Annotated in this window: 14 protein-coding genes; 8 read left to right on the plus strand and 6 right to left on the minus strand. The window is 73.5% G+C overall.

The window, feature by feature from the left end:
- The first annotated feature begins 148 nt into the window (after positions 1–148).
- On the plus strand, positions 149–1,666 hold the full coding sequence (locus WMF14_RS14170; protein ID WP_437801474.1) for a hypothetical protein: 1,518 nt from the start codon (positions 149–151) through the stop codon (positions 1,664–1,666).
- Between the two features lie 60 nt (positions 1,667–1,726).
- Here WMF14_RS14170 and WMF14_RS14175 read toward each other — a convergent pair whose 3' ends face one another.
- From WMF14_RS14175 to WMF14_RS14190, 4 genes are all read right to left on the minus strand, one after another.
- On the minus strand, positions 1,727–2,914 hold the full coding sequence (locus WMF14_RS14175) for a CaiB/BaiF CoA transferase family protein (protein ID WP_437801475.1): 1,188 nt from the start codon (positions 2,912–2,914) through the stop codon (positions 1,727–1,729).
- Positions 2,915–2,957: 43 nt separating this feature from the next.
- Positions 2,958–3,302: an SCP2 sterol-binding domain-containing protein gene (locus WMF14_RS14180; RefSeq protein ID WP_272103323.1), complete on the minus strand. Its 345-nt coding sequence runs from the start codon at positions 3,300–3,302 to the stop codon at positions 2,958–2,960.
- A 202-nt stretch (positions 3,303–3,504) separates the two neighbouring features.
- Positions 3,505–4,662, minus strand: a complete 1,158-nt coding sequence (locus WMF14_RS14185) for an IMP dehydrogenase (RefSeq protein ID WP_437801476.1) — start codon at positions 4,660–4,662, stop codon at positions 3,505–3,507.
- A 164-nt stretch (positions 4,663–4,826) separates the two neighbouring features.
- Positions 4,827–5,300 (minus strand): biotin carboxylase N-terminal domain-containing protein, encoded by a 474-nt coding sequence (locus tag WMF14_RS14190; protein WP_437804207.1) that lies wholly within the window; start codon positions 5,298–5,300, stop codon positions 4,827–4,829.
- Positions 5,301–5,460: 160 nt separating this feature from the next.
- On the opposite strand from WMF14_RS14190, the gene xseA reads away from it, so the two are divergent.
- The 3 genes from xseA to WMF14_RS14205 are packed head-to-tail and all read left to right on the plus strand — an operon-like array spanning position 5,461 to position 10,344.
- A complete protein-coding gene (gene xseA / locus WMF14_RS14195) occupies positions 5,461–7,185 on the plus strand; it encodes an exodeoxyribonuclease VII large subunit (RefSeq protein ID WP_272103328.1) in 1,725 nt (574 codons plus the stop codon).
- Positions 7,172–8,158: a shikimate dehydrogenase family protein gene (locus WMF14_RS14200; protein WP_437801477.1), complete on the plus strand. Its 987-nt coding sequence runs from the start codon at positions 7,172–7,174 to the stop codon at positions 8,156–8,158. The genes xseA and WMF14_RS14200 overlap by 14 nt, the downstream gene beginning before the upstream one ends.
- Positions 8,155–10,344 carry an amylo-alpha-1,6-glucosidase gene (locus tag WMF14_RS14205; protein WP_437801478.1) on the plus strand — a complete coding sequence of 730 codons (2,190 nt, stop codon included), beginning with the start codon at positions 8,155–8,157 and terminating at the stop codon, positions 10,342–10,344. The genes WMF14_RS14200 and WMF14_RS14205 overlap by 4 nt, the downstream gene beginning before the upstream one ends.
- Positions 10,345–10,376: 32 nt before the next feature.
- Here WMF14_RS14205 and WMF14_RS14210 read toward each other — a convergent pair whose 3' ends face one another.
- Both WMF14_RS14210 and WMF14_RS14215 read right to left on the minus strand, forming a co-directional pair.
- Positions 10,377–11,300 carry a DUF4123 domain-containing protein gene (locus WMF14_RS14210; RefSeq protein ID WP_437801479.1) on the minus strand — a complete coding sequence of 308 codons (924 nt, stop codon included), beginning with the start codon at positions 11,298–11,300 and terminating at the stop codon, positions 10,377–10,379.
- 225 nt (positions 11,301–11,525) lie between these two features.
- Positions 11,526–13,133 carry an oligosaccharide flippase family protein gene (locus WMF14_RS14215; protein WP_437801480.1) on the minus strand — a complete coding sequence of 536 codons (1,608 nt, stop codon included), beginning with the start codon at positions 13,131–13,133 and terminating at the stop codon, positions 11,526–11,528.
- Positions 13,134–13,219: 86 nt separating this feature from the next.
- Here WMF14_RS14215 and WMF14_RS14220 point away from each other — a divergent pair, with 86 nt between their 5' ends.
- The 4 genes from WMF14_RS14220 (at position 13,220) to WMF14_RS14235 (ending at position 19,502) form a co-directional block, all read left to right on the plus strand.
- Positions 13,220–14,521, plus strand: a complete 1,302-nt coding sequence (locus WMF14_RS14220) for a glycosyltransferase (protein ID WP_437801481.1) — start codon at positions 13,220–13,222, stop codon at positions 14,519–14,521.
- 138 nt (positions 14,522–14,659) lie between these two features.
- Positions 14,660–15,610 (plus strand): glycosyltransferase family 2 protein, encoded by a 951-nt coding sequence (locus WMF14_RS14225; protein WP_437801482.1) that lies wholly within the window; start codon positions 14,660–14,662, stop codon positions 15,608–15,610.
- A gap of 41 nt (positions 15,611–15,651) precedes the next feature.
- Positions 15,652–16,377, plus strand: coding sequence for a class I SAM-dependent methyltransferase (locus WMF14_RS14230; RefSeq protein WP_437801483.1), 726 nt, complete (start codon positions 15,652–15,654; stop codon positions 16,375–16,377).
- Between the two features lie 287 nt (positions 16,378–16,664).
- The gene (locus WMF14_RS14235; protein WP_437801484.1) at positions 16,665–19,502 is read left to right on the plus strand and encodes a cation-translocating P-type ATPase; all 2,838 of its coding nucleotides are present in this window, start codon (positions 16,665–16,667) and stop codon (positions 19,500–19,502) included.
- The last annotated feature ends 26 nt before the right edge of the window (positions 19,503–19,528 follow it).

The following is a 19,528-nucleotide window of genomic DNA, read 5'->3' on the forward strand; positions in this document are numbered from 1 at the left end:
GGTCTCCCTCGGCCCGCGGGGGCGCCGTCTGGAGGGGGCGGGGAGGCTCGTCCAGCCGTCTGTTAGGTCCTGGATCCTTCTTGGGGTAACCTCGGGCGCGATGGTTACGCCTCGCCTACGTCTCGGTCAGCTCCTGGTCGACGCGCGGATGATCACCCAGGACGCCCTCGAGAGGACCCTGGAGCAGCAGCGCACGGATGGCCGGCGGCTGGGGACGCTCCTTGTCGAGCAAGGTCTCATCAACGAAACCCAGCTGACGCAGATCCTGTCGCACCAGCTCGCTGTCCCCTGGGTGTCGCTCCTGCACATCGAGTTCTCGCGGCAACTGCTCAACCTCGTGCCGCACGACGTGGCCGAGCGTTACTGCCTCGTCCCGATCTACGTTCGCCACGTCCGCAACCAGGGCGAGACGCTCTACGTCGCGATGGACGATCCGACGAACGAGGACGGCATGAAGGAGTGCATGGCGTTCTCCGGCCTTCCCGTGCGCGCGATGATCGCTCCGCCGAGCGACATCCGGAACGCGATCCGGGTCTATTACGGTGCGCGCGCCCGCTCGGTGCCGCCGCCCGCGCCCGCGAAGCAAGCCCAGGTGAGCGAGCCGCAGTCGCGGGCGCGCCCCGCCGACCCGCCGCCTTCGTCCGAGCTCTCCGGAGCGCCCGAGACCGCGCGCCACGCCGATGAGCCATCCTCGACGTCGACGCCGATGCCGACGTCGACGCCGGAGCCCTTGCTGCTCACCAGGCCCGTCATGCGATCCGGGTCGCGGCTGGTCGAGGATGCGGGGCCGGCGATCGAGACCTCCGACGTCGACCCCTCCGACGTGGGGGTCATGGATGACGAGCTGGCGTGGGAACCGCCTCGCCCCGCGGCCAGGGAGGTCCGCAGCTCCCCGGAGGAGCGGCAGATCCGCGGCCGCCCGGACGAGCGCTCGCGGCCGACGTTGAAGGTCGCGCCGACGCCCGAGCTGCTCGCGGCGGCGCAGGCAGCGCGAGCCGCGCAGCCAGCACAAGCTGCGCAGACAACGCAGGCAGCGCAGGCGCCGTCCACGCAGGCGGCGCAGGCGCCGTCCACGCAGGCAGCGCAGCCGGAGCGCCGGAAGACGCTGCGCCCGAGCGCCGCGCCGGGGCCCGCCGGCGACGCGGCGCCGAGCGTGGACGGGGCCCCGACGTCGAGCACGCCGGCCGCTGCCCTCCTCGGCGCCGTGCTCGGACGCGCCAGCGCTGCGGCGCGCGCCGTCCCGGAGAGCGTGCCCGACTACGGCGACGAGCCCCCGAGCGAGCGCGAGGTGCGCAACATCCCCGCGCCGCAAGGCCGCGGTCGCCGGCGGATGGTCTCGCTCACCCTCCTCGACGGGACGACGATCACGCTCCCCGCGCGCGGGAGCAAGTCCCAGCAGCAGCAGCAGCAGCCGCGGAAAGAGGCTCCGTCCCCCCGAGCCACCGCGGCCTCCGAGCCGCCTCCTCCTCCCACGGCGGACGACTCGGGCCTCACCGCGCGCGATCTCGTCTCCGCGCTGCGCGCGGTGTCGCACGGGGCCGACGCGAGCGAGATCCTCGGCAACAACGTGCGCTGGGAGGCGATGTTCGCCGCGCTCCTGTCGCTGATGCTCAAGAAGCACCTCATCGCCGACTGGGAGTTCGTCGACGAGCTGAAGAAGATCTGACGCGAAGCAGGAGCGTCGGTCGCCGCTGCCGGCGCGTGGCGCGCTCGCGAACGGCGGCCGTCAGCGCGCCTCCCGCGCCGCGCCGGCGCGGATCAGCGCATCGATATCGCCTTCCGAGAAGCCCGCGTCGCGGAGCACGGCGCGCGTGTGCTCGCCGGCGCGAGGCGCGGGCGCGAACGCGACGCCCGCCGGCGTGACCGGCGTCCTGATCTGGGGGATCCGGCCGCGCGGCGAGGCGATCTCGAACAGGAGATCGCGCGAGGCGAGGTGGGGATCCGCCGCGGCGCTCCGCGGATCGAGGACCGGCTCGAGGCAGCAGTCGCGCTCGGCGGCGAGGGTTTCCCACTCGGCGCGCGTCCTCTCCGCGACGACGGCGGCCAGCTTGCGCTTGAGCTCGGCCTGGTGCGGCCCGGGGACGAGCGCGCTCGGATCGGGATCGAGCCCGGCGCCCTCGCAGAACGAGACCCAGAACTTCGGCTCCAGCGCGGCGAGGGCCATCGCGTGCCCGTCCTTCGAGAGGTAGGTGTTGTACGGCGCGAGCCCGCCGGTGAGCGGCTCGCCGCCCGCCGCGCGCGACGTTTCCCCGGCCCCTCCTGCGCCGCTCGCGAGCGCGGCGGCGAGCGTGGGGAGGGCGAAGCCGAGCACGCCGTCGGTCATGGCGATGTCGAGCACCGCGCCCTGCCCGGTCCGCTCCCGCTCGCGCAGCGCGGCGAGGATGGCGATCACGCACCACATCCCGCCGCTCATGTCGGCCACCTGGAAGCCCGGTACCTGCGGCGGCCCCTCGACGGGCCCCTGCGCGCCGAGGACCCCCGCGCGCGCGATGTAGTTCAGATCGTGCCCCGCGCGCGCCGCCAGGGCGCCCGTCTGACCGTAGCCGGTCAGCGCGCAGACGATGAGCCGCGGGTTGTCCGCGCGCAGCGCCGCGTGACCGAGGCCGAGCCGATCGAGCACCCCCGGGCGGAACTGGTCGAAGAGCACGTCGTAGCTGGCGACGAGCCGGCGGAAGGCGTCGCGACCCTCGGGCCTCTTCAGGTCGAGCAGGGCGCTTCGCTTGCCGCGGTTCAAGAGCTGGAACGCCGCGGATTCTCCGGCGATCTGCGGGGGGAGCTGGCGCAGGAGGTCTCCGCCGGCGACGTCTTCGATCCTGTCCACCGTTGCCCCGAGATCCGCGAGCACGAGGGTCGCGAAGGGGCCAGGCAAGAGCCTCGAAAGATCGAGGATGCGCGTGTCGGTGAGGGGGCGCACGGCGGCGCAGGTGGGGCTCGCCGGATCTCCGCCGGCGCCCGGATCAGCCCGCGTTGAGCTGGAACAGCTTCGGGAGCTTCATCGCGAGCATCTGGTTGCCCGTGACCTTCAGCTTGCCCGCGAAGAAGAGCTGCATCGAGTTGGCCTGCGGGTTCTCGTGCAGCTTCTGGAAATCCTCGCTGGTGAGCGAGATCGTGACATCCGCGTTGCCAGGGTTGCCCGAGGAGAGCTTGGGCCCGCTGTCGGACAGGTCGATCAGCCACTCGCCGCCGCCCTCGCCCGTCACGTTGATCTGGTACTTCCCGCCGATCTGCTTGGCCGCGTCGGTATGCTTCGCCAGCGCAGCGGGCAGCTCCTCGTTGAACAGTTTCTGGATATCGACGGCCATGGATCGCCTCCGGATGTCGTGTGGGACGTGGTGACTCGAAATCGCCTGAATACCGAGCGCGGTTTACCCGTGCTCGCGCGCGGGAGTCAAGCGAAGCACGACGCCCGCGCACGGGCCCGTCGCTCCGTCAGGACAGCCCTGGCGCGCTGTCCGTCGACCCATCAGGACAACCCTGGCGCTGCGTTCACTCACGGTCGATGCGTCATGCGCGCGCGCGCGGCGCCTGCGCGGCGGGCCGGGGCGCCTTGTCCAGCGCGGATCGGATCGGGACCATCAGCAGGCGATCGATGGCGACGCGCTGATCGGCGGGCGGCGGGCTCTCCGGTATGCCCTGCATCAGCCGGAGGTCGCGGAGCGCGCCGCGATCGAGCGGGCCGAGCGATGCCCCCAGCCCGTCGAGCGCCGGCGTCATCGCGGGGAGCAGGCAGACGAGGGAGAGCTCGTTGGTACCCTGGCGTACCCACGTTCCCTGGTACACCGCGATCGCCTGCCCGAGCGCCTCCTGGAAGACGAACGCGCGCCACTCGAGCGGCGCCGCCAGATCGAAGACGCGGCCCCCGGCGCGGAGCTCCCGGCTGTCGAGGCCGAGGGCGGCGCCGCGCGCGTCGGTCAGGAGGAAGCGATCGAGGCACCCGGGCGAGCGCAGCGTGAGCTCCTCGAGGAGCGCGGCGAGCGCCGCTGGGCTGAGCGAGATCGGCTCGCCGTCCGGGCCGATCGCCTCGAGCCCGACCTCGTCGGAGCCCACGACCGACGCGTGGTCGAGGAGCGCGGCGAAGGTGCGCCGCGAGGGGCCGTCGAAGCCGGCCCCGATGGAGGACATCCCGGCGCTGGAGCTGAGCAGGGCGACGATGCGATCGCGGCGCGGCGTAGCGAGGAGCGTGACGCCGAACCGCTCGCGGGTGGTGAGCAGCACGTGCGGCGCGGCGCTGCCCTGGCCTCGAAGGAGCAGCTGATCGCCCTCGAGGCTCAGCCCGCGGCGGCTCACCTGCGGAGGGGGCAGGAGGTGCCGTCGTCCCCGCGCCAGCAGCGTGACCGCCGCCGTCACGAGGGCGACCGGCAACAGCGCACGGAGCATCAGGCCGCGCGCGGTCACCACCAGCACGAGCGCGGCCAGGAAGAGCGGGATCGCCCAGCGCCGCCGGGTGTCCGGGCCCCCCGCCGGCGTCACGGCGGGAGCGGTCGCGTCGAACCACCGGGCTCGTGGGGAAGGCGTCACGGCGGCGTCGCTCACCGGCTCGCCCGCGCGCTGCGTCGCCGACCTGCCTGTCGCAGAGGGAGGCTCGTGGGCTCGGACCTCGATCGACGGGAGCATCGCGACGGACCCAAGCGGGTCCTTCTGGCCCTTCGCCTCGCGTCCCATCGCACCTCCACCCCGGCCGAAAGTTCGCGGTAGAATAGCATTGACCGAGGCCGGAGCGAGGGGACTTTAGGACAACGCGCTGCGTAGGGGGCTGCGCGTTGTTGGCATGCCGGTCTGTTACTATCGGTTGCGACCTCGTACGACCTGTTACGATCGGTCACGACCTACCGAGGACGTCCCCGGCGGGTCGCGGACGGCGCGCGCTGCGACGTGTCACGCCGCGCTGCAGGACGCGCACGCCGGCGAGCGCGCTCCCATGGGAGCGGCTGCGGGAAGGGGCGCCCTAGTGAGGGCGGCCGGCTTCTGCGAGGGCCATCAAGGCAATCCCTCCTCGGCAAGGAGGAACCCGACGAGGTCCGCTCGCCTCGTATGCTTCCTCGAACTCGCGGTTTTCCGTACCCGAAATGGATAGCGCCCGCCCCGGAACGCCTGGTGACGCGGGGGATCCGGCCGAAGCGGAGGTAGCTCTCGAACGCAGGCGCGGGGCCGATGGCGTACGACGCGCTCGCGAGGCGGACATGGAGGCCGTCGCGGTCTGCATCGCTGCAGGCGGCGATGCGCCGGAGGCCGACCTCATGCAGCGATCGGAGGACTCGGACGGCTATCTCGCCGCCGTGGGAGAGGAGGACCTTGCGGATCGCGGGCTGGCCCTCTCACACGAAATCGCCTCCGCGAACGGCCCGTCGCTCCGCCGCTCCGCGCCGAGCCTCGCAGCGCGCCCGACGGCGGGCTCGCCTGACGCGGGATCAGGCCCGCGAGAGTCTTTCCACAGGCCGAGCAAAAGGGTACGTCTGCCCTGTGCAGCGCCGCGATATCCCGCCCGAGCTCTCGTTCGCGGCCCTTCCCGTCGCCGAGCCTCGCGAGCTCACGAGCCCGCCGCCCTCGCGCCGCCAGCGGGGCGCCGAGCCGGAGGTGGTCTCGGTCGCGGAGCTGGATCGCCGGCTGAAGCGGATCCTCGAGGGGTCGACCGCGGACGTGCGCGTCGAGGGCGAGATCTCGGGCCTGCGCGTCGTGGGCAGCGGCCACGCCTACTTCACGCTCAAGGACGAGAGCGAAGAGGCGGCCATCGACTGCGTGATGTACAGGACCGCGGCGCCGCGCGCGCGGAAGCTGCTCGCCGATGGAGCGCGCGTCGTGCTCACGGGCCGCGCCACCGTCTACGTGCCTCGGGGCCGGCTCCAGTTCTCCGCGGACGACGCGCGCCTCGCCGGCCGCGGCGCGCTCCTCGAGGCGCTCTTCCGCCTCAAGGAGAAGCTCGCCGCCGAGGGGCTCTTCGCGCCGGAGCGCAAGCGCAAGCTGCCCGTCGATCCGCAGATCATCGGCGTCGTCACGAGCGGCGACGGCGCGGCGATCCACGACATCGTGACCGTCGCGTTCCGCCGCGGCGGCGCCCGGCTGATCCTCGCGCGCACGCCGGTCCAGGGCGCCGGCGCAGGGCAGCGGATCGTGCGCGCGATCTCGCTGCTCGAGGAGTTCCCGGGCATCGAGGTGATCATCGTGGGGCGCGGGGGCGGCTCGGCCGACGACCTCAGCGCGTTCAACGAGGAGATCGTCGTCCGGAAGGTCGCGGCCGCGCGCGTGCCGATCGTGAGCGCCGTCGGGCACGAGATCGACGTCGCGCTGACCGACCTCGCCGCCGACGCGCGCGCCGCCACGCCCTCGCAGGCCGCTGAGATGCTCGTCGCGGACGCGGCCGCGCGGCGCGCGGCGCTGGAGCACCTCGAGGCCCGCATGCGCCGCGCGATCGCCCACCGGATCCGGGGCGCTCGGGCCGATCTCGACCGGCAGCGCGCCCGGCTCGGCTCGCCCGCGCAGATCCTGGCGGAGCCCCAGCAGCGCATCGACGACGCCATGGCGAGGCTCCGGCGCCGCATGGAGCGCATCCTCGTCGAGGACCGCGCCGCGCTCCAGCGCCTCGAGCGACGGCTCGCCGCGCGCCACCCGCGCGCGGTGCTCGCGGGCGCCCGCGGCGCGCTCCGGCCGCTGTCGGTGCGCCTCGCCGCCGCCGCGCACCGCCACGTCGCCCTCCTGCGGGAGGGCTTCGCGGGCGACGTGGCCCGGCTCGAGGCGATGTCGCCGCTCCGCGTGCTCGCGCGCGGCTACGCCATCGCGACGGACGCGTCGGGGCGCGCGGTCCGCGATCACCGCGAGGTCGCGCCGGGCGATCCGATCGCGGTGCGCGTGCACCACGGCGCGCTGCTCGTGCGGGTCGTCGTCACCGCGGGTCCGGACGAGCCGCTCGTCGACGGCCACGAGCCCGCGCCGGCAGCGGCGGCTGCGTCGGCCGCGGCGGCGCCCGCGCCGCCTGCGCGCCAGGGCGGCGGCCCGCGCGCCGCGTCCGGCCGCGCGCCGAGGCGCAAGAGGACGCAGCCCGGCGCGCCCGCGTGCGAGCAGCTCGGGCTCGGCTTCGCGGCCGAGGAGCGCGCCCCGACCCTCGGTCGCACGGGCGCCGCCGGCCAGGTCTCGGTGGGGCAGGGCGGCGCGGAGGCCGGCCCTGAGGAGAGGCACCATGTCGAACGCTGAGCGGCGAATGTTCGGTCTTGTCGGGCACCCGGTGGGCCACTCGGTCTCGCCGGCGATGCACTCGGCCGCGTTTCGGGCGCACCACCTGCCGCACATCTACAGCGCCTTCGACGTGCCCACCGGCCCGGAGCTCGCGCGCTTCGTCAGCGACATCCGGAGCGGCCTCATCGCCGGCGCGAACGTCACGATCCCGCACAAGCGCGCGATCATGTCGATGGTCGACGACGTGGACGCGAGCGCGGCCGACGTCGGCGCCGCGAACGTCCTCTGCGCGACGGAGGCGCGGCGCGTGACGGCGTACAACACCGACGTGGCCGCGCTCCGCGACGAGCTCGCGCTGCTCCTGGGATCCGCCCCGCCCCGCGGGGACGATCCGGAGGGGCCGTACGGCGCGCGCTCGAGCCCGCGCCAGCGCGCGGTGATCATCGGCGCGGGCGGCGCGGCGTTCGCGGCGATCGCCGCGTGCAAGATGCTCGGCTATCACCTCATCAGCGTGACCACCCGCTCGTGGACCAGCACCGAGGCGATGCTCGAGTCGCCCGCGGGGCAGCGCGCGTCCGAGCTCGGCGCGCTCACCGCGCCCTGGCCGATCCCGACCGACAGGTCGATCAGCAGCAAGTCCTCCGTGGCGCTGCGGCTCAACTGGAGCGAGTTCACCGTCGCCGCCGACCTGATCATCCAGGCCACGAGCGCCGGCATGCTCGGGGGGCCGCCCGGGGACGAGGTCACGAGCATCATCCCGTGGGACGCGCTCTCGCCGAGCGTGTGCCTCTACGACCTCGTCTACAACCCCCCGGTGACGCCCTTCCTCCGGATGGCGCGCGAGAGAGGGCTCCGCGCCGAAGGCGGGCTCGGGATGCTGGTCGGCCAGGCGGCGCAGTCCTTCACGCTCTGGACCGGCCTCCCGGCGCCGGTCGAGGTGATGCGCGCCGCCGCCGAGGATTCGCTCAGGAAGGCAACCGGCGGTCGATGAGCTCGGACGGACCCCGGCGGCACTCCCCGACCCACGACGCGCTGTCGTCCACGCCCGCGGCGCCCCGCGGCCAGGGCGCCGCGCTGGAGCACGCCTCGCCGTGGCCGCACGTCGAGGTGCGGGGCCAGTTCTCGATCGCGCGCAAGGAGTGGCTGCACACGAACGGCGCGGGGGCCTACGCGAGCTCGACGATCGCCGGCATGCACACCCGCCGTTACCACGGCCTGCTCGTCGCGGCCCTCGACCCTCCGCGGCGCCGGCACGTCATGCTCTCGCACGTCGACGTCTGCGTCCGCCCGGTACGGCAGCAGGGCGCGCCGTCCGAGCGCCGCGCCTCGTGGCCGCGCTGGGACCTCGCCAAGCACCAGTTCCCGGGCATCGATCCGGAGAGCAGCTCGTTCTACCTCGAGCGCTTCGATCAGGATCCGCTCCCGCGCTGGGCGTACGCCGTCCCGGGCGGCGAGCTCGAGGTGACGCTCGGCCTCGTGCGCGGCGAGAACGCCGCCGTCCTCCGCTATGCCTGGAGCGGGGCGGATCCGGTGATGCTGACGCTGCGTCCGCTGCTCGCCGCCCGCCACATTCACCAGCTGCTCCGCGAGAACGGCGGGATCTCCCAGAAGGTCGAGCTGCGCGCAGGGGCGGCGCGCGGCGAGCCCGGCTCGGGGCGGGACCGCCCCGTGATGGGCGAGGTCCGGGTGCAGCCGAACCGCGCGCTGCCGAGGATCTGCTTCCGTTACCAGGGCACGTTCGTCGGCTCGCAGGACTGGTGGCGACGCTTCGAGTACCTCGGCGAGCAGGATCGGGGCCTCGACTTCCTCGAGGATCTCTGGACGCCGGGCCATTTCGAGACGGTCATCGGCACCGAGCCCGTTCACCTGCTCGTGGCGGTGGGCGCGCTGCCCGAGGACGAGCCGGAGAACCTCCTCGCGGCGGCGAGCGCGGCGATCCGCGCCGAGGACCCGGGGCCCCGGCGCCCGCTCCTGGAGCGGAAGCTGTCCATCGCGGCCGAGGCGTTCCGCGCCGACGCGGCCGCGCGGCCCGGCGTCATCGCGGGCTACCCCTGGTTCGAGGTGTGGGGCCGCGACGCGCTGATCTCCCTGCCCGGCCTCTACCTCGTGCCGCGCAAGACCGAGGCCGCGATCCGAGTCCTCCGCTCGATGATCGACGCCATGCAGGACGGCCTCGTGCCGAACCGGCTCCCCGACGCGGGCGAGCCCGCGGACTTCCACGCGGCCGACGCGACCCTCTGGCTGTTCGAGGCGGCTCGCCTGCTCGCGGACGCGGTCGGCGACACGCACCCGTTCGTGACGGGCGAGCTGCTCGGCGCGCTCCGCGACGCCTTCGAGGCCGCCGTGCGCGGGACCCGGAACGGGATCCACGTCACGGCCGACGGCCTCTTCGCCGCCGGGCGCCTCGGCGAGGGCGCCGTCGACGGGCTCACGTGGATGGACGCGCGCGTCGCGGGCCGCGCGGTGACCCCGCGCGCCGGTTGCCCGGTCGAGCTCACGGCGCTGTGGGCGAAGGGCTCGGAGACGCTTGCGCGCCTCGCGCGGTCCGCCGGCGACGATCGGCTGGCGAGGCGGGCGGAGGCGGCCGCGCGCGCGGCGCGCCAGGGCTTCGCCGCCCGCTTCTGGTGCGAGGAGACCGGCTACCCGTACGACGTCATCTCGGAGCACGCGGAGGGGGAGGGCGCGTTCCGCGACGCGTCGATCCGCCCCAACGCGCTGATCGCCGTCGCCGTGGATCCCGCCTGCTTCACGCCGGAGCGGGCCGCGTCGCTGCTCGATCGGGTCCGCCTGGAGCTCGTGACCCCCGCCGGCGTGCGCACGCTCTCGCCGGCCGATCCCGCCTACGCGCGCCGGTACCAGGGAGGCCCCGAGGCGCGCGACAGCGCCTACCACCAGGGCACGGCCTGGCCGTTCCTGCTCGGGTTCTACGCGCGCGCCGCCCGGCGCTTCTCCACGCTCGGCGAGCATGTGATCCCGCTGCTGCATCGGCTCGCGGCCTCCGCGGCCGCGAACGAGATCGCGCTCGGCCAGGTGCCGGAGATCGCCTCCGGCGAGCCGCCGCACCACCCTGGTGGCAGCTTCGCGCAGGCCTTCAGCGTGGCGGAGCTCCTGCGCCTCATCGCCTGGGATCTGCCCGCCCTGGAGCCGGGCAGCGCCGCGGGCGCGCCGCCGCGCTGATCCACGCCGGCCCGCGGGGCCGGCGTGCGCCTTCAGCCTTCGCGTTCCAGCGCCGACTCCTCGCGCACCGCCTTGCCGCCCCGGGCGGTGAAGCGGAGCAGCTTCCCCGGATCCTCGGCCTCCATGGTGAAGGCCTCGACCTCCTCGAACAGCGCCTCGATCTTTCGAGGACCGCACGTGGGGAGGAAGCCGCGGAGCACGCGTGGATCGTAGAACCGGAAATACTGCTGCTTGCCTGTCCCGCTCTCGACCAGGAGAAATCGGCGGAGGTGCTTCCGCACGTCGCCGAACGGGCGGTCGCTCGTCAGGAAGACGCCCCAGCAGTCGCCCCAGCCTCCGTCGACCAGCGCGTCGAGCAGCCTGGACCCGTGCGGGAGGTGCACGAGCGTGGGGCCGACGTCCGCGAGGATCTCGCCCTGGAAGCCGGTGTAGAGCGAGGCGGTCTGCTCGCCCGCCTCGCCGAGCAGCAGCCGGATGCGCGGGTCGCGGGCGGCGTCGAGCACCGCGAAGAGGGGCGAGCGCTCCTGCCGGAGCCGCGCCCGCGCCGACGTGGCGAACGGCGCTCCCGTCGCGAGCACTGCGGTCCTCCGCGCGCGGCGCGAGGGCGGCGCGGGCTCGGTCGGCGCGTAGCGGCGGCTCACCTCGCGGCGCGCCACCGCGAACACGGTCCCCCCCGCGCGGATCTCGTCGCCGTCCCGGAGCGACACCTCGCGCGCCCGCTCCCGGTTGACCTGAGTCCCGTTGCGGCTCCCCAGGTCGCGGAGGAGGTAGCTGCCGTCGATCTGCTCCACCGAGAAATGCAGCGCAGAGAGCTCTACGTCGCTCGTGATCGAGAGATCCGACTCGGGAGCGCGGCCGACGAGCAGCGGACGGTCGCCTGGGATACGCGCCGTCTGCCCGGCCAGAGGGCCCGAGATGACCCGGAGGACGAGCCCTGCTTCCTGGTCTTCGCTCATGGTCGTCTCCATCGCACAAGGCGCCGATGAGGCCGGCAAGTAAGCCTAGAACACCGATCGGCGGGAAATCCACCCGAAGGCGGGCGCCACGCGGGAGACGACGGGACGACTGTCAATCTTTTCCGCCTTCCGGGCGAGGGCCCTTTGAATCAGTCTGCGCCGATTCCACGCCGGCAGCCCTCGTTCGCCGCCCGAGACAGCGAGGGGGCGACGCGCGCGGACGCGTCAGCCGTGGCGACTCCGCAGCGGCTCGAGGCGCAGCCAGCGCGCCACGAACGCCCGGTCCTCGGGAGCGAGCACGCCGGTCACCCGCGCGGCCACGAGGTAGAGGCCCGCGTAGAGCGGGGCGCAGAGCGCGAGGCAGAGCGCGGGGCGCCTGTTGGTCGCGCCCGTGAGCAGGAACGCGGCGAGCGGCGCCGCGGCCACGATCGCGGTGGCCGCGACGCGCCCGTAATGGCCCCAAGGGAAGACGCCCCGGAGGCCCACGCCCGAGAAGCGCGCGATGCAGGCCACCGTCGCGGTGATCACGAGCACCTGGGTCAGGACGGCCGAGAGCGGCGCGCCGACCATGCCGATCGTGGGCAGGAGGACCAGGTTCGCCGCGGTGTTGAACACCATCGACAGCACCTGGATCCGCAGGATGAACGACGTCTTGCCGAACGCCATCAGCATGATCGCGTACGCGGTCACGCGCAGCGGCAGGAGCGCGGAGTAGATGCGGAACGGCACGGCGGCGCCGGCGTAGGCGTCGCCGTAGATGGTGCGCATGAGCGGCTCGGCGAAGAGGAGGAGGAACGCCGCGACCGGGAGCATGATCAGCGTCGTCTTGCGGATGCCCGAGTGCCACAGGTCGATCGCCGCCCTCGCGCCCTCCGCGGGCGTCCGCCCGTTCTCGACGCGGGCGACGAGGTCGGGGAGCATCGTCGAGGCGACGGAGTAGGCGAGGACGCCGACGAGCGGGAGCTCCTGCGAGCCGACGGAGAACTCGGCGTAAAGGCCCGCGCTGAAGAACAGTCCGATGACGAACTTGTCGAGCTTCTGGTTGAAGAGGCCGGCGAAGCGCGTCACCGAGAGCGGGAGCGCGTAGGCGAGCTGCGCCTTGACGCCGCCAGGGAACGGGGCCGCGGCGACGTCCTGGAACAGCCGCGCGTAGAGCCGGTACGAGAGCCCGAGCCGGAGGGCCTGCGCCGCGCACTGGGCGGCCACGATCCAGGCGATCGAGCACCCGAGCGCCGCGGGGACGATCGCCCCCGCGGCGCTCGAGAGCGTGACGACCAGCGCGACCCCCGCCGACTTGCGGTGGTTGTTCGTCGCGATGAAGAGCGGGCCGAACACGCTCGCCGGGTAGGAGATCACGCTCATGAGGCCGATGAGCAGGAGGAGCCGCGTGACGCCCTCGCGGCCATCGAGGAAGACGCTGGGGACCAGCGCGAACACCGAGAAGGCCAGCGCGGAGAGCGCCCCGAGGCCGACCAGGAGCAGCATGCTCTGCCGCACCAGGCCGCGGAGCTCGGCGCGGGTCACCTTGGGCGCGAAATAGAGGAACGACTCCGGGAGGTAGAGCTGCGCGAAATCGCGCCCCGTCACGAACAGCATCGTCGCGAACGCGAGCACGCCGTACTCGGCCTTGCCGAGCAGCCGCACCACGACGATGCCCTGCACGAGGACGATCAGCGTGTTGACGACCTGCCCTCCGACGATCATCCCGATCCGGTCGGCCAGCGATGTGCTCTGCGACTCGCCGGGGCGCGGCGCTTCCTTGGCAGCCGGCGCGACCTCCGGGGCCCGCGTGGGCGCGCTCGGCTCGACCGGGGCGGGCTGCTCGTCCTGCATGGCGGCTCGGTAGCACATGCGCGGCGAGGAGCGGCCTCCCGAGGCGAGCGCGCGGCGCGAGGGTCGGCCGTGATATAGGCGCGGCCATGAGGCGCGCGCTCCTCGTGAGCTACTACTTTCCACCGCGGTTCAGCGTCGGCGGTAAGCGCGCGTACCGCTTCGCGAAATTTCTGCCGGAGCACGGCTGGGCAGCCACGGTGCTCACCGCGAGGCCGCCTCCAGGAGAGCGGCTGGATCCGTCGTTCGCGGAGGGCTCGCTGCCCGCGGGCGACGTGCGCCGCGGCTACCTCTCCGAGGCCGAGCTTGCGCGCATGCCGCGCCGGGCGCTCGGCTCGGACGGCACCCTCGAGGCGCCGACCGAGGCCGCGCCGCCGATCGCGCGCCGCAGAGGCCTCGCGCGCCTCGCCGCCGAGGTCCGCTACGTCCCGGTGATTGGACCGAACACGGGGCGCGTCCCGGCCCTGGCGGTCCGCGTCGCGCGCCTCGCCCGCGAGGTCGGGGCCGAGGTGATCTTCGCGAGCGGGGCGCCGTGGGAGACCGTGCTCGCGGGCGTGCTGGCCGGCAGGGCCATCGGCCGGCCCGTCGTCGTCGACTTCCGCGATCCGTGGTCGTTCGGCCCGGTGATGGCGACGCGGCCCGCGTGGAGCCGCGCGGCCGCGGCGCTCGTCGAGCGGGCCGTGGTGGGCGCCGCCGCGGCCTTCACGGTGACGTCCGAGATGACCCGCGACGCCTACGCCGAGCGGGGGATCGAGCGCCGCGTCGAGTGCATCCGGACGGGCTTCGATCCGGACGCGGCGGTCGCCCCGCGGCGCGGCGAGGCGGTGACGCTCGTGCACTTCGGCAACTGCTACAGCGAGCGCACCCTCGCGCCGTTCGTCCGGGCGCTGGCGGCCGTCGCGCGCCGGAGGTCGCTCGGCCCAGGCGCGATCCGGCTGCTCAACCTGGGGCGCGTCGCGAAGAGCGACCTCCGCCTCGCCGAGGAGCTCGGGGTGTCGCGGCTCTTCGAGCACCGCACGGTGCTGCCGTACGCCGAGGGGCTCGGCATCATCGCCGGCGCCGATCTGGCGCTGCTCACAGGCTTCGGCGACGAGCCCCACCTCCTGCCAGGCAAGCTCTATGACTACCTCCTCGCGCGCGCGCCCATCCTCGCGGTCTCGCCGTCCCCCGAGGTCGCGCGCATCCTCGACGCGACCCGCCTTGGCTGGACGCACGCGGCCGGCGACGCCGCGGCGATCGAGCGCCGCATCGAGGACGCGCTCGACGCGCGCGCGGCCGGTCGGCCGCTCGTCGAGCCCGATTGCGCGGCGCTCTCCGCGCTGAGCGCGCGCGCCAGCGCGGGGGCGCTGGCGGGCCTCTTCGAGCGCGTCGCGGCGAGCCCGAGGGGCTGACGCCGCGCTCTCCGCGCTGAGCGCGCGCGCCTGAAGCCGCGCTTTCCGCGCTGAGCGCGCGCGCCGACGCCGCTCCCCGGGCGGCGCCCGCGCGACATCCTTGCCTGCGCGGCGGCCCCCGTGGCATGCGAGCCCGCGATGCCTGACCATCTTCTCCAGGATCGAGCGGGGCTCCCCGAGGCCGAGCGCGCCCATCAGGAGGCGTGGCGCGCGAAGTACGCGCCCGAGGTGAAGGAGCTCATCGTGCGGCGCGAGGTCCCGTCGCCGAAGCTGACGCTGATCGTCATCTCCTACAAGGCGAAGGACTACCTGATCGAGTGCCTCCAGCACGCCCGCGGCCAGACGGCTGCGCTCGACGTGCCGTTCGAGATCCTGCTCGCGGACAGCGGCGGCATCGAGCACCTGCGGCCGCGCTCGGCCCCGCTCGTCGACGTCGAGCTGCGCCTCACCGACGGCATCCCGCTGAACGCCGCGCGCAACGCCGCCATCGCCTGGGCGCGGGGCGAGTACGTCGCGTTCATCGACGACGACGGGCTGATCGCGCCGACGTTCGTCGAGGTCGTCTGCCGCGTCTTCCAGGACCCCCGCATCGCGGCGATGCGCGGCCGGATCATCCCCAAGGAGCACCCCTATTTCTGCACGCTCGCGGGGCACTACGACCGCGGCGACGATGTCGTCGACGACGTCCTCGCGACCGAGGGGCACATGGCGATCCGGCGCGGCGTCTACCTCTCGACCGGGGGCTTTCCCGATCAGTTCTACGGCGCCGAGGGGGTCTACCTCGTCTACCGGATCGCGAAGGACTTCCCCGATCTGCGGGTCGTCTACGTGCCCGATCTCCTGATGCGGCACGACTACTTCGACAGCTGGGAGAACTTCATCTGGAAGACGCGCAAGTACCGGCGCATCCGGCGCGAGGTGGGCGGCATGGAGCCGGACCCCGAGTTCCTGCGCTACCTCGACGCGTACCTCGCGCGTCGGAAGCCGCACCGCCGGCTCACGGTGGAGCAAACGGTGGCGCTCGGGCTGCTCAAGGCGGTGCGCTGGGGGGTCCAGCGCCTGCCGGCGTGGGCCGTGGGGCAGCCTTGATGGAACAGGCAGGCGGCGCGCGCGGGGAGGGAGGCGGACCGATGGCTGAAGAGGGCGGCTTCGAGCGGGATCTCGCGGCGATCAACCGGCACTACACCGAGCGCTTCCTGCCCGCGAACCCCTGGGCGAGCCTGCTCAACGCCCACCCGTACCTCGTCGCGCGGCAGCGGCAGCGCCGCCTGCGCGAGGCGCTCGTCGCGTGCGGCGTGCGCACGCCCGAGGCGCTGCGCGAGATGTCGGTGCTCGACGTGGGCTGCGGGTCGGGATCCAACCTGGCGTGGCTGGTCGAGCTCGGTGCCGATCCGACGCGCCTCACCGGCATCGACCTCGTCGCGCAGCGCACCGAGGCCGCGCGCTCGCGCTTCGCTGGCATCCGCTTCGTCGCGGGCGACTTCCTGACGGCCGACGTCGGGGGCCCGTTCGACGTGGTGATGATGTTCGCCGTCCTGTCGTCGGTGACCAACGCGGAGCTCAAGCGAGGCCTGATGGACAAGGCGCTCCGCCTGCTCCGGCCGGGCGGCATCTTCTTTTTTTACGACGTCGTGTCGCGGCGGCCCGTCCCCGGCACCGCCGACTACCAGCGCCTCACGTTCGCGGAGCTCGAGGGGTATTTCGCCCCCCGCGCGCTGCACGTCTTTCGCAGGGACATCCTCCGGCGCGACGTCGCCGACCGGCTCGTGCGGCGCTTCGGCGTGACCGTGGCCGAGCTCGTCCAGGCGACGCGGCTGCTCAACATCGACGGCACCTTCGCGTACGCGCGCGGTTAGGCCACCAGCAAGCGCCGCGAGCCCACGCCCGCTGACGCGCCGCCGGGCGCGCGAGGCGAGCGTTGTGGGGCAAAATTCCTCGGCGGGGTGAAAAGGTCCCGCCGGCAGCCTGCCCGCGCGGGCCCCCAGGTGCTGAACAGCCCGGCTCCGCTCTGGCGTGGTCTGGCATGAGACGTGCCGAATGACGGGGGAAACCACGCGCCAGCCACGTGAAGACCACGTGATGAGCAGCCACAGCCGGCCGGATCAGCGCGCACAGCGCGGCTGCCGCCGCAGGAGATGACTCCATGTCCCAACGCGTCCTCCCCCCATCGGCCGCGATCGCCTGGCACAGCCTGCCTGTCCCCGATGTGCTCTCCAGGATCGAGAGCGCCGAGGCCGGCCTCGCGGGCGACGAGGCCGCCCGGCGGCTCAAGGACGTCGGGCCCAACGTGATCCAGCGCGCGAAGGGCGACGGCCCGCTCAAGCTGCTCTTCCGTCAGATCAACGACCCGCTCATCTACGTGCTGCTCGCGTCGGCGGCCCTCGCGATGGCCATGGGCGAGGCGATCGACGGGTCGGTCGTGCTGGCGGTCGTGGTGCTCAACACGGCGATCGGCTTCGTCCAGGAGCTCCGCGCGGGCAAGGCGATCGAGGCGCTCGTCGACATGGTGCCCCAGACGGCCACGGTCGTGCGCGGCGGCCAGCGGAGCGTGATCCCCGCCGCCGACGTGGTCCCCGGCGACGTGGTGGTGCTCGACGCCGGCGACAAGGTCCCCGCCGACGCCCGGCTGCTCTCGGTGAAGAACCTCCACGTGGACGAGTCGGCGCTCACCGGGGAGTCGGTGCCATCGGACAAACACGTCGCGGCGGTCCCCGAGGACGCCGGCGTCGGCGATCGAAAGAACCTCGCCTTCGGCGGGACGCTCGTGACCAGCGGCGCGGCCACCGCGGTGGTCGTCGCCACGGGCGCAGCGACCGAGCTCGGCCGCATCTCCTCGATGCTCCACGAGGCGACCGAGATCGAGACGCCGCTCACGCGCTCGATGGCCAAGGTCGGCCGCGTGCTGACCATCGCGATCGTCGCCGTCGCGCTGCTCATCGTCGGGGTCGCGCTGCTCCGGGGCTACCCGCCGGTCGACGCGATGCTCGCGGGCATCTCGCTCGCGGTCGCCGCGATCCCGGAGGGGCTGCCCGCGATCATCACCATCTCGCTCGCCATCGGCGTGCAGCGGATGGCGCGGCGCCGCGCGGTGATCCGGAAGCTGCCCGCGGTCGAGACGCTGGGCAGCACGGGAGTCATCTGCTCGGACAAGACAGGAACGCTGACGCGGAACGAGATGACGGTCCGGGCCCTGTGGACGCCCGCCGCCGGCGCGCAAGGGGAGGTGGCGCTCGAGCAGGCCGGAGCGGCGCTCGAGGTGACCGGCGTCGGCTACGCGCCCGAAGGCGAGCTCCGACGCGACGGCGCGCCGGTCGGCGAGGTGCCCGAGGCGGTGCGCGCGCTGCTCCGCGCGGGGCTGCTCTGCAACGACGCCCGCATGACGCGCGAGGCGGACGCCTGCGGCATCGAGGGCGACCCGACCGAGGGCGCGCTCGTCGTCGCGGCCCAGAAGCTCGGCGTGGACGTCGAGGGGACGCGGCGGGAGCACCCCCGCGTCGATGTCGTCCCGTTCTCCTCGGAGCGGCAGCTCATGGCGACGCTCCACGAGGCCCCCGGCGGAGACCGGGTGATCTTCATGAAGGGGGCGCCCGAGGCGGTGCTCGGCCGCGCCGCGCTCGGCGAGGCGGGGCGGGCCCAGGTGATGGCGCAGGTCGAGCGGATGGCGGCGCAGGGCATGCGCGTGCTCGCCGTGGCCTCGCGGCCGGCGGGCCGCGACGCGGCCTCGCTCGACGAGGCGCACCTCCCGGAGGGGTTCGAGCTCCTCGGCCTGGAGGGGATGATCGACCCGCCGCGGCCCGAGGCGATCGACGCGATCAAGGCGTGCCACGCGGCCGGGATCACCGTGAAGATGATCACCGGCGACCACCTGGCGACCGCGCGGGCGATCGGCGGGCAGCTCGGGCTCGTGCCCGACGGGGCGCGCGCGATGAACGGCACGGAGCTCTCGCGGCTCTCGGAGGGCGAGCTGCGCGCGGCGGCGACCTCCACGCACGTGTTCGCGCGCGTCGCGCCGGAGCACAAGCTCCGCCTGGTGAAGGCGCTGCAGGCCGAGGGGAGGGTCGTCGCGATGACCGGCGACGGCGTGAACGACGCGCCGGCGCTCAAGCAGGCGGACATCGGCGTGGCCATGGGGATCACGGGCACCGCGGTGTCGAAGGAGTCCGCCGACGTCGTGCTGACGGACGACAACTTCGCGAGCATCCGGGCGGCGGTCGAGGAGGGGCGCCGCGTCTATGACAACCTGGTCAAGGCGCTCGCGTTCGTGCTGCCGACGAACCTGGGCGAGGCGTTGATCCTGCTCGTGGCGGTGATGAGCTTCCCGATCGTCGGGGGCGCGCCGCTCATGCCGATCACGGCCGTCCAGATCCTCTGGGTCAACCTGGTGGCCACGGTGGCGCTCTCCCTGCCGCTCGCGTTCGAGGCGATGGAGAAGGACGTGATGAGCCGCCCGCCCCGGGATCCGAGCGAGCCGATCCTGAGCCGGTTCATGCTCGTGCGAACGGCGATCGTCGCGGTCCTCATGACGGCCGGGGCGATCGGGCTGTTCTTTTACGAGTACTTCATGGAGGTGCGCGGCGGCGTCGTCTCGGAGATCGCCTACCGCGAGGCCCAGACCGCGGCGGTCACGACGGTCGTGCTGTTCCAGATCTTCTACGTGCTCAACTGCCGGTCGCTGCGCGATTCGATGCTGAAGATCGGGCTGTTCTCGAATCCCTGGGTCTACGTCGGGATCGGCGCGCTGCTCGCCCTGCAGCTCTGCTTCGTCTATGCGCCGTTCATGCACACGCTGTTCGGCTCGGCGCCGCTCTCGCTCGACGCGTGGGTGAAGTCGACGCTGGTGGCGATGACGATCTTGCCGGTGATGAGCGCCGAGCGGTGGTGGCGCACTCGCCGGGCGCGGCGCTCGGCGCAGCGCGAGCGCAGGTCCGACGCGTCCGACGTGGGCGGCGTCGCGGGCGCGATGGTGAACCGCGGCGCGTAGGCATCGTAGGTAGTGAGGATATCGAG

Origin of the sequence: Sorangium sp. So ce693, from assembly GCF_051521375.1 — a bacterium.
In the GTDB taxonomy this organism is placed as follows: Bacteria; Myxococcota_A; Polyangia; order Polyangiales; family Polyangiaceae; genus Sorangium; species Sorangium atrum.

Excerpts from the sequence above, each read along its gene's own strand:
- WMF14_RS14170 (WP_437801474.1), top strand. The coding sequence starts at position 149 with ATGATCACCCAGGACGCCCTCGAGAGGACCCTGGAGCAGCAGCGCACG.
- WMF14_RS14180 (WP_272103323.1), bottom strand. The coding sequence starts at position 3,302 with ATGGCCGTCGATATCCAGAAACTGTTCAACGAGGAGCTGCCCGCTGCG.
- WMF14_RS14185 (WP_437801476.1), bottom strand. The coding sequence starts at position 4,662 with ATGGGACGCGAGGCGAAGGGCCAGAAGGACCCGCTTGGGTCCGTCGCG.
- WMF14_RS14200 (WP_437801477.1), top strand. The coding sequence starts at position 7,172 with ATGTCGAACGCTGAGCGGCGAATGTTCGGTCTTGTCGGGCACCCGGTG.
- WMF14_RS14205 (WP_437801478.1), top strand. The coding sequence starts at position 8,155 with ATGAGCTCGGACGGACCCCGGCGGCACTCCCCGACCCACGACGCGCTG.
- WMF14_RS14210 (WP_437801479.1), bottom strand. The coding sequence starts at position 11,300 with ATGAGCGAAGACCAGGAAGCAGGGCTCGTCCTCCGGGTCATCTCGGGC.
- WMF14_RS14215 (WP_437801480.1), bottom strand. The coding sequence starts at position 13,133 with ATGCAGGACGAGCAGCCCGCCCCGGTCGAGCCGAGCGCGCCCACGCGG.
- WMF14_RS14220 (WP_437801481.1), top strand. The coding sequence starts at position 13,220 with ATGAGGCGCGCGCTCCTCGTGAGCTACTACTTTCCACCGCGGTTCAGC.
- WMF14_RS14225 (WP_437801482.1), top strand. The coding sequence starts at position 14,660 with ATGCCTGACCATCTTCTCCAGGATCGAGCGGGGCTCCCCGAGGCCGAG.
- WMF14_RS14230 (WP_437801483.1), top strand. The coding sequence starts at position 15,652 with ATGGCTGAAGAGGGCGGCTTCGAGCGGGATCTCGCGGCGATCAACCGG.
- WMF14_RS14235 (WP_437801484.1), top strand. The coding sequence starts at position 16,665 with ATGTCCCAACGCGTCCTCCCCCCATCGGCCGCGATCGCCTGGCACAGC.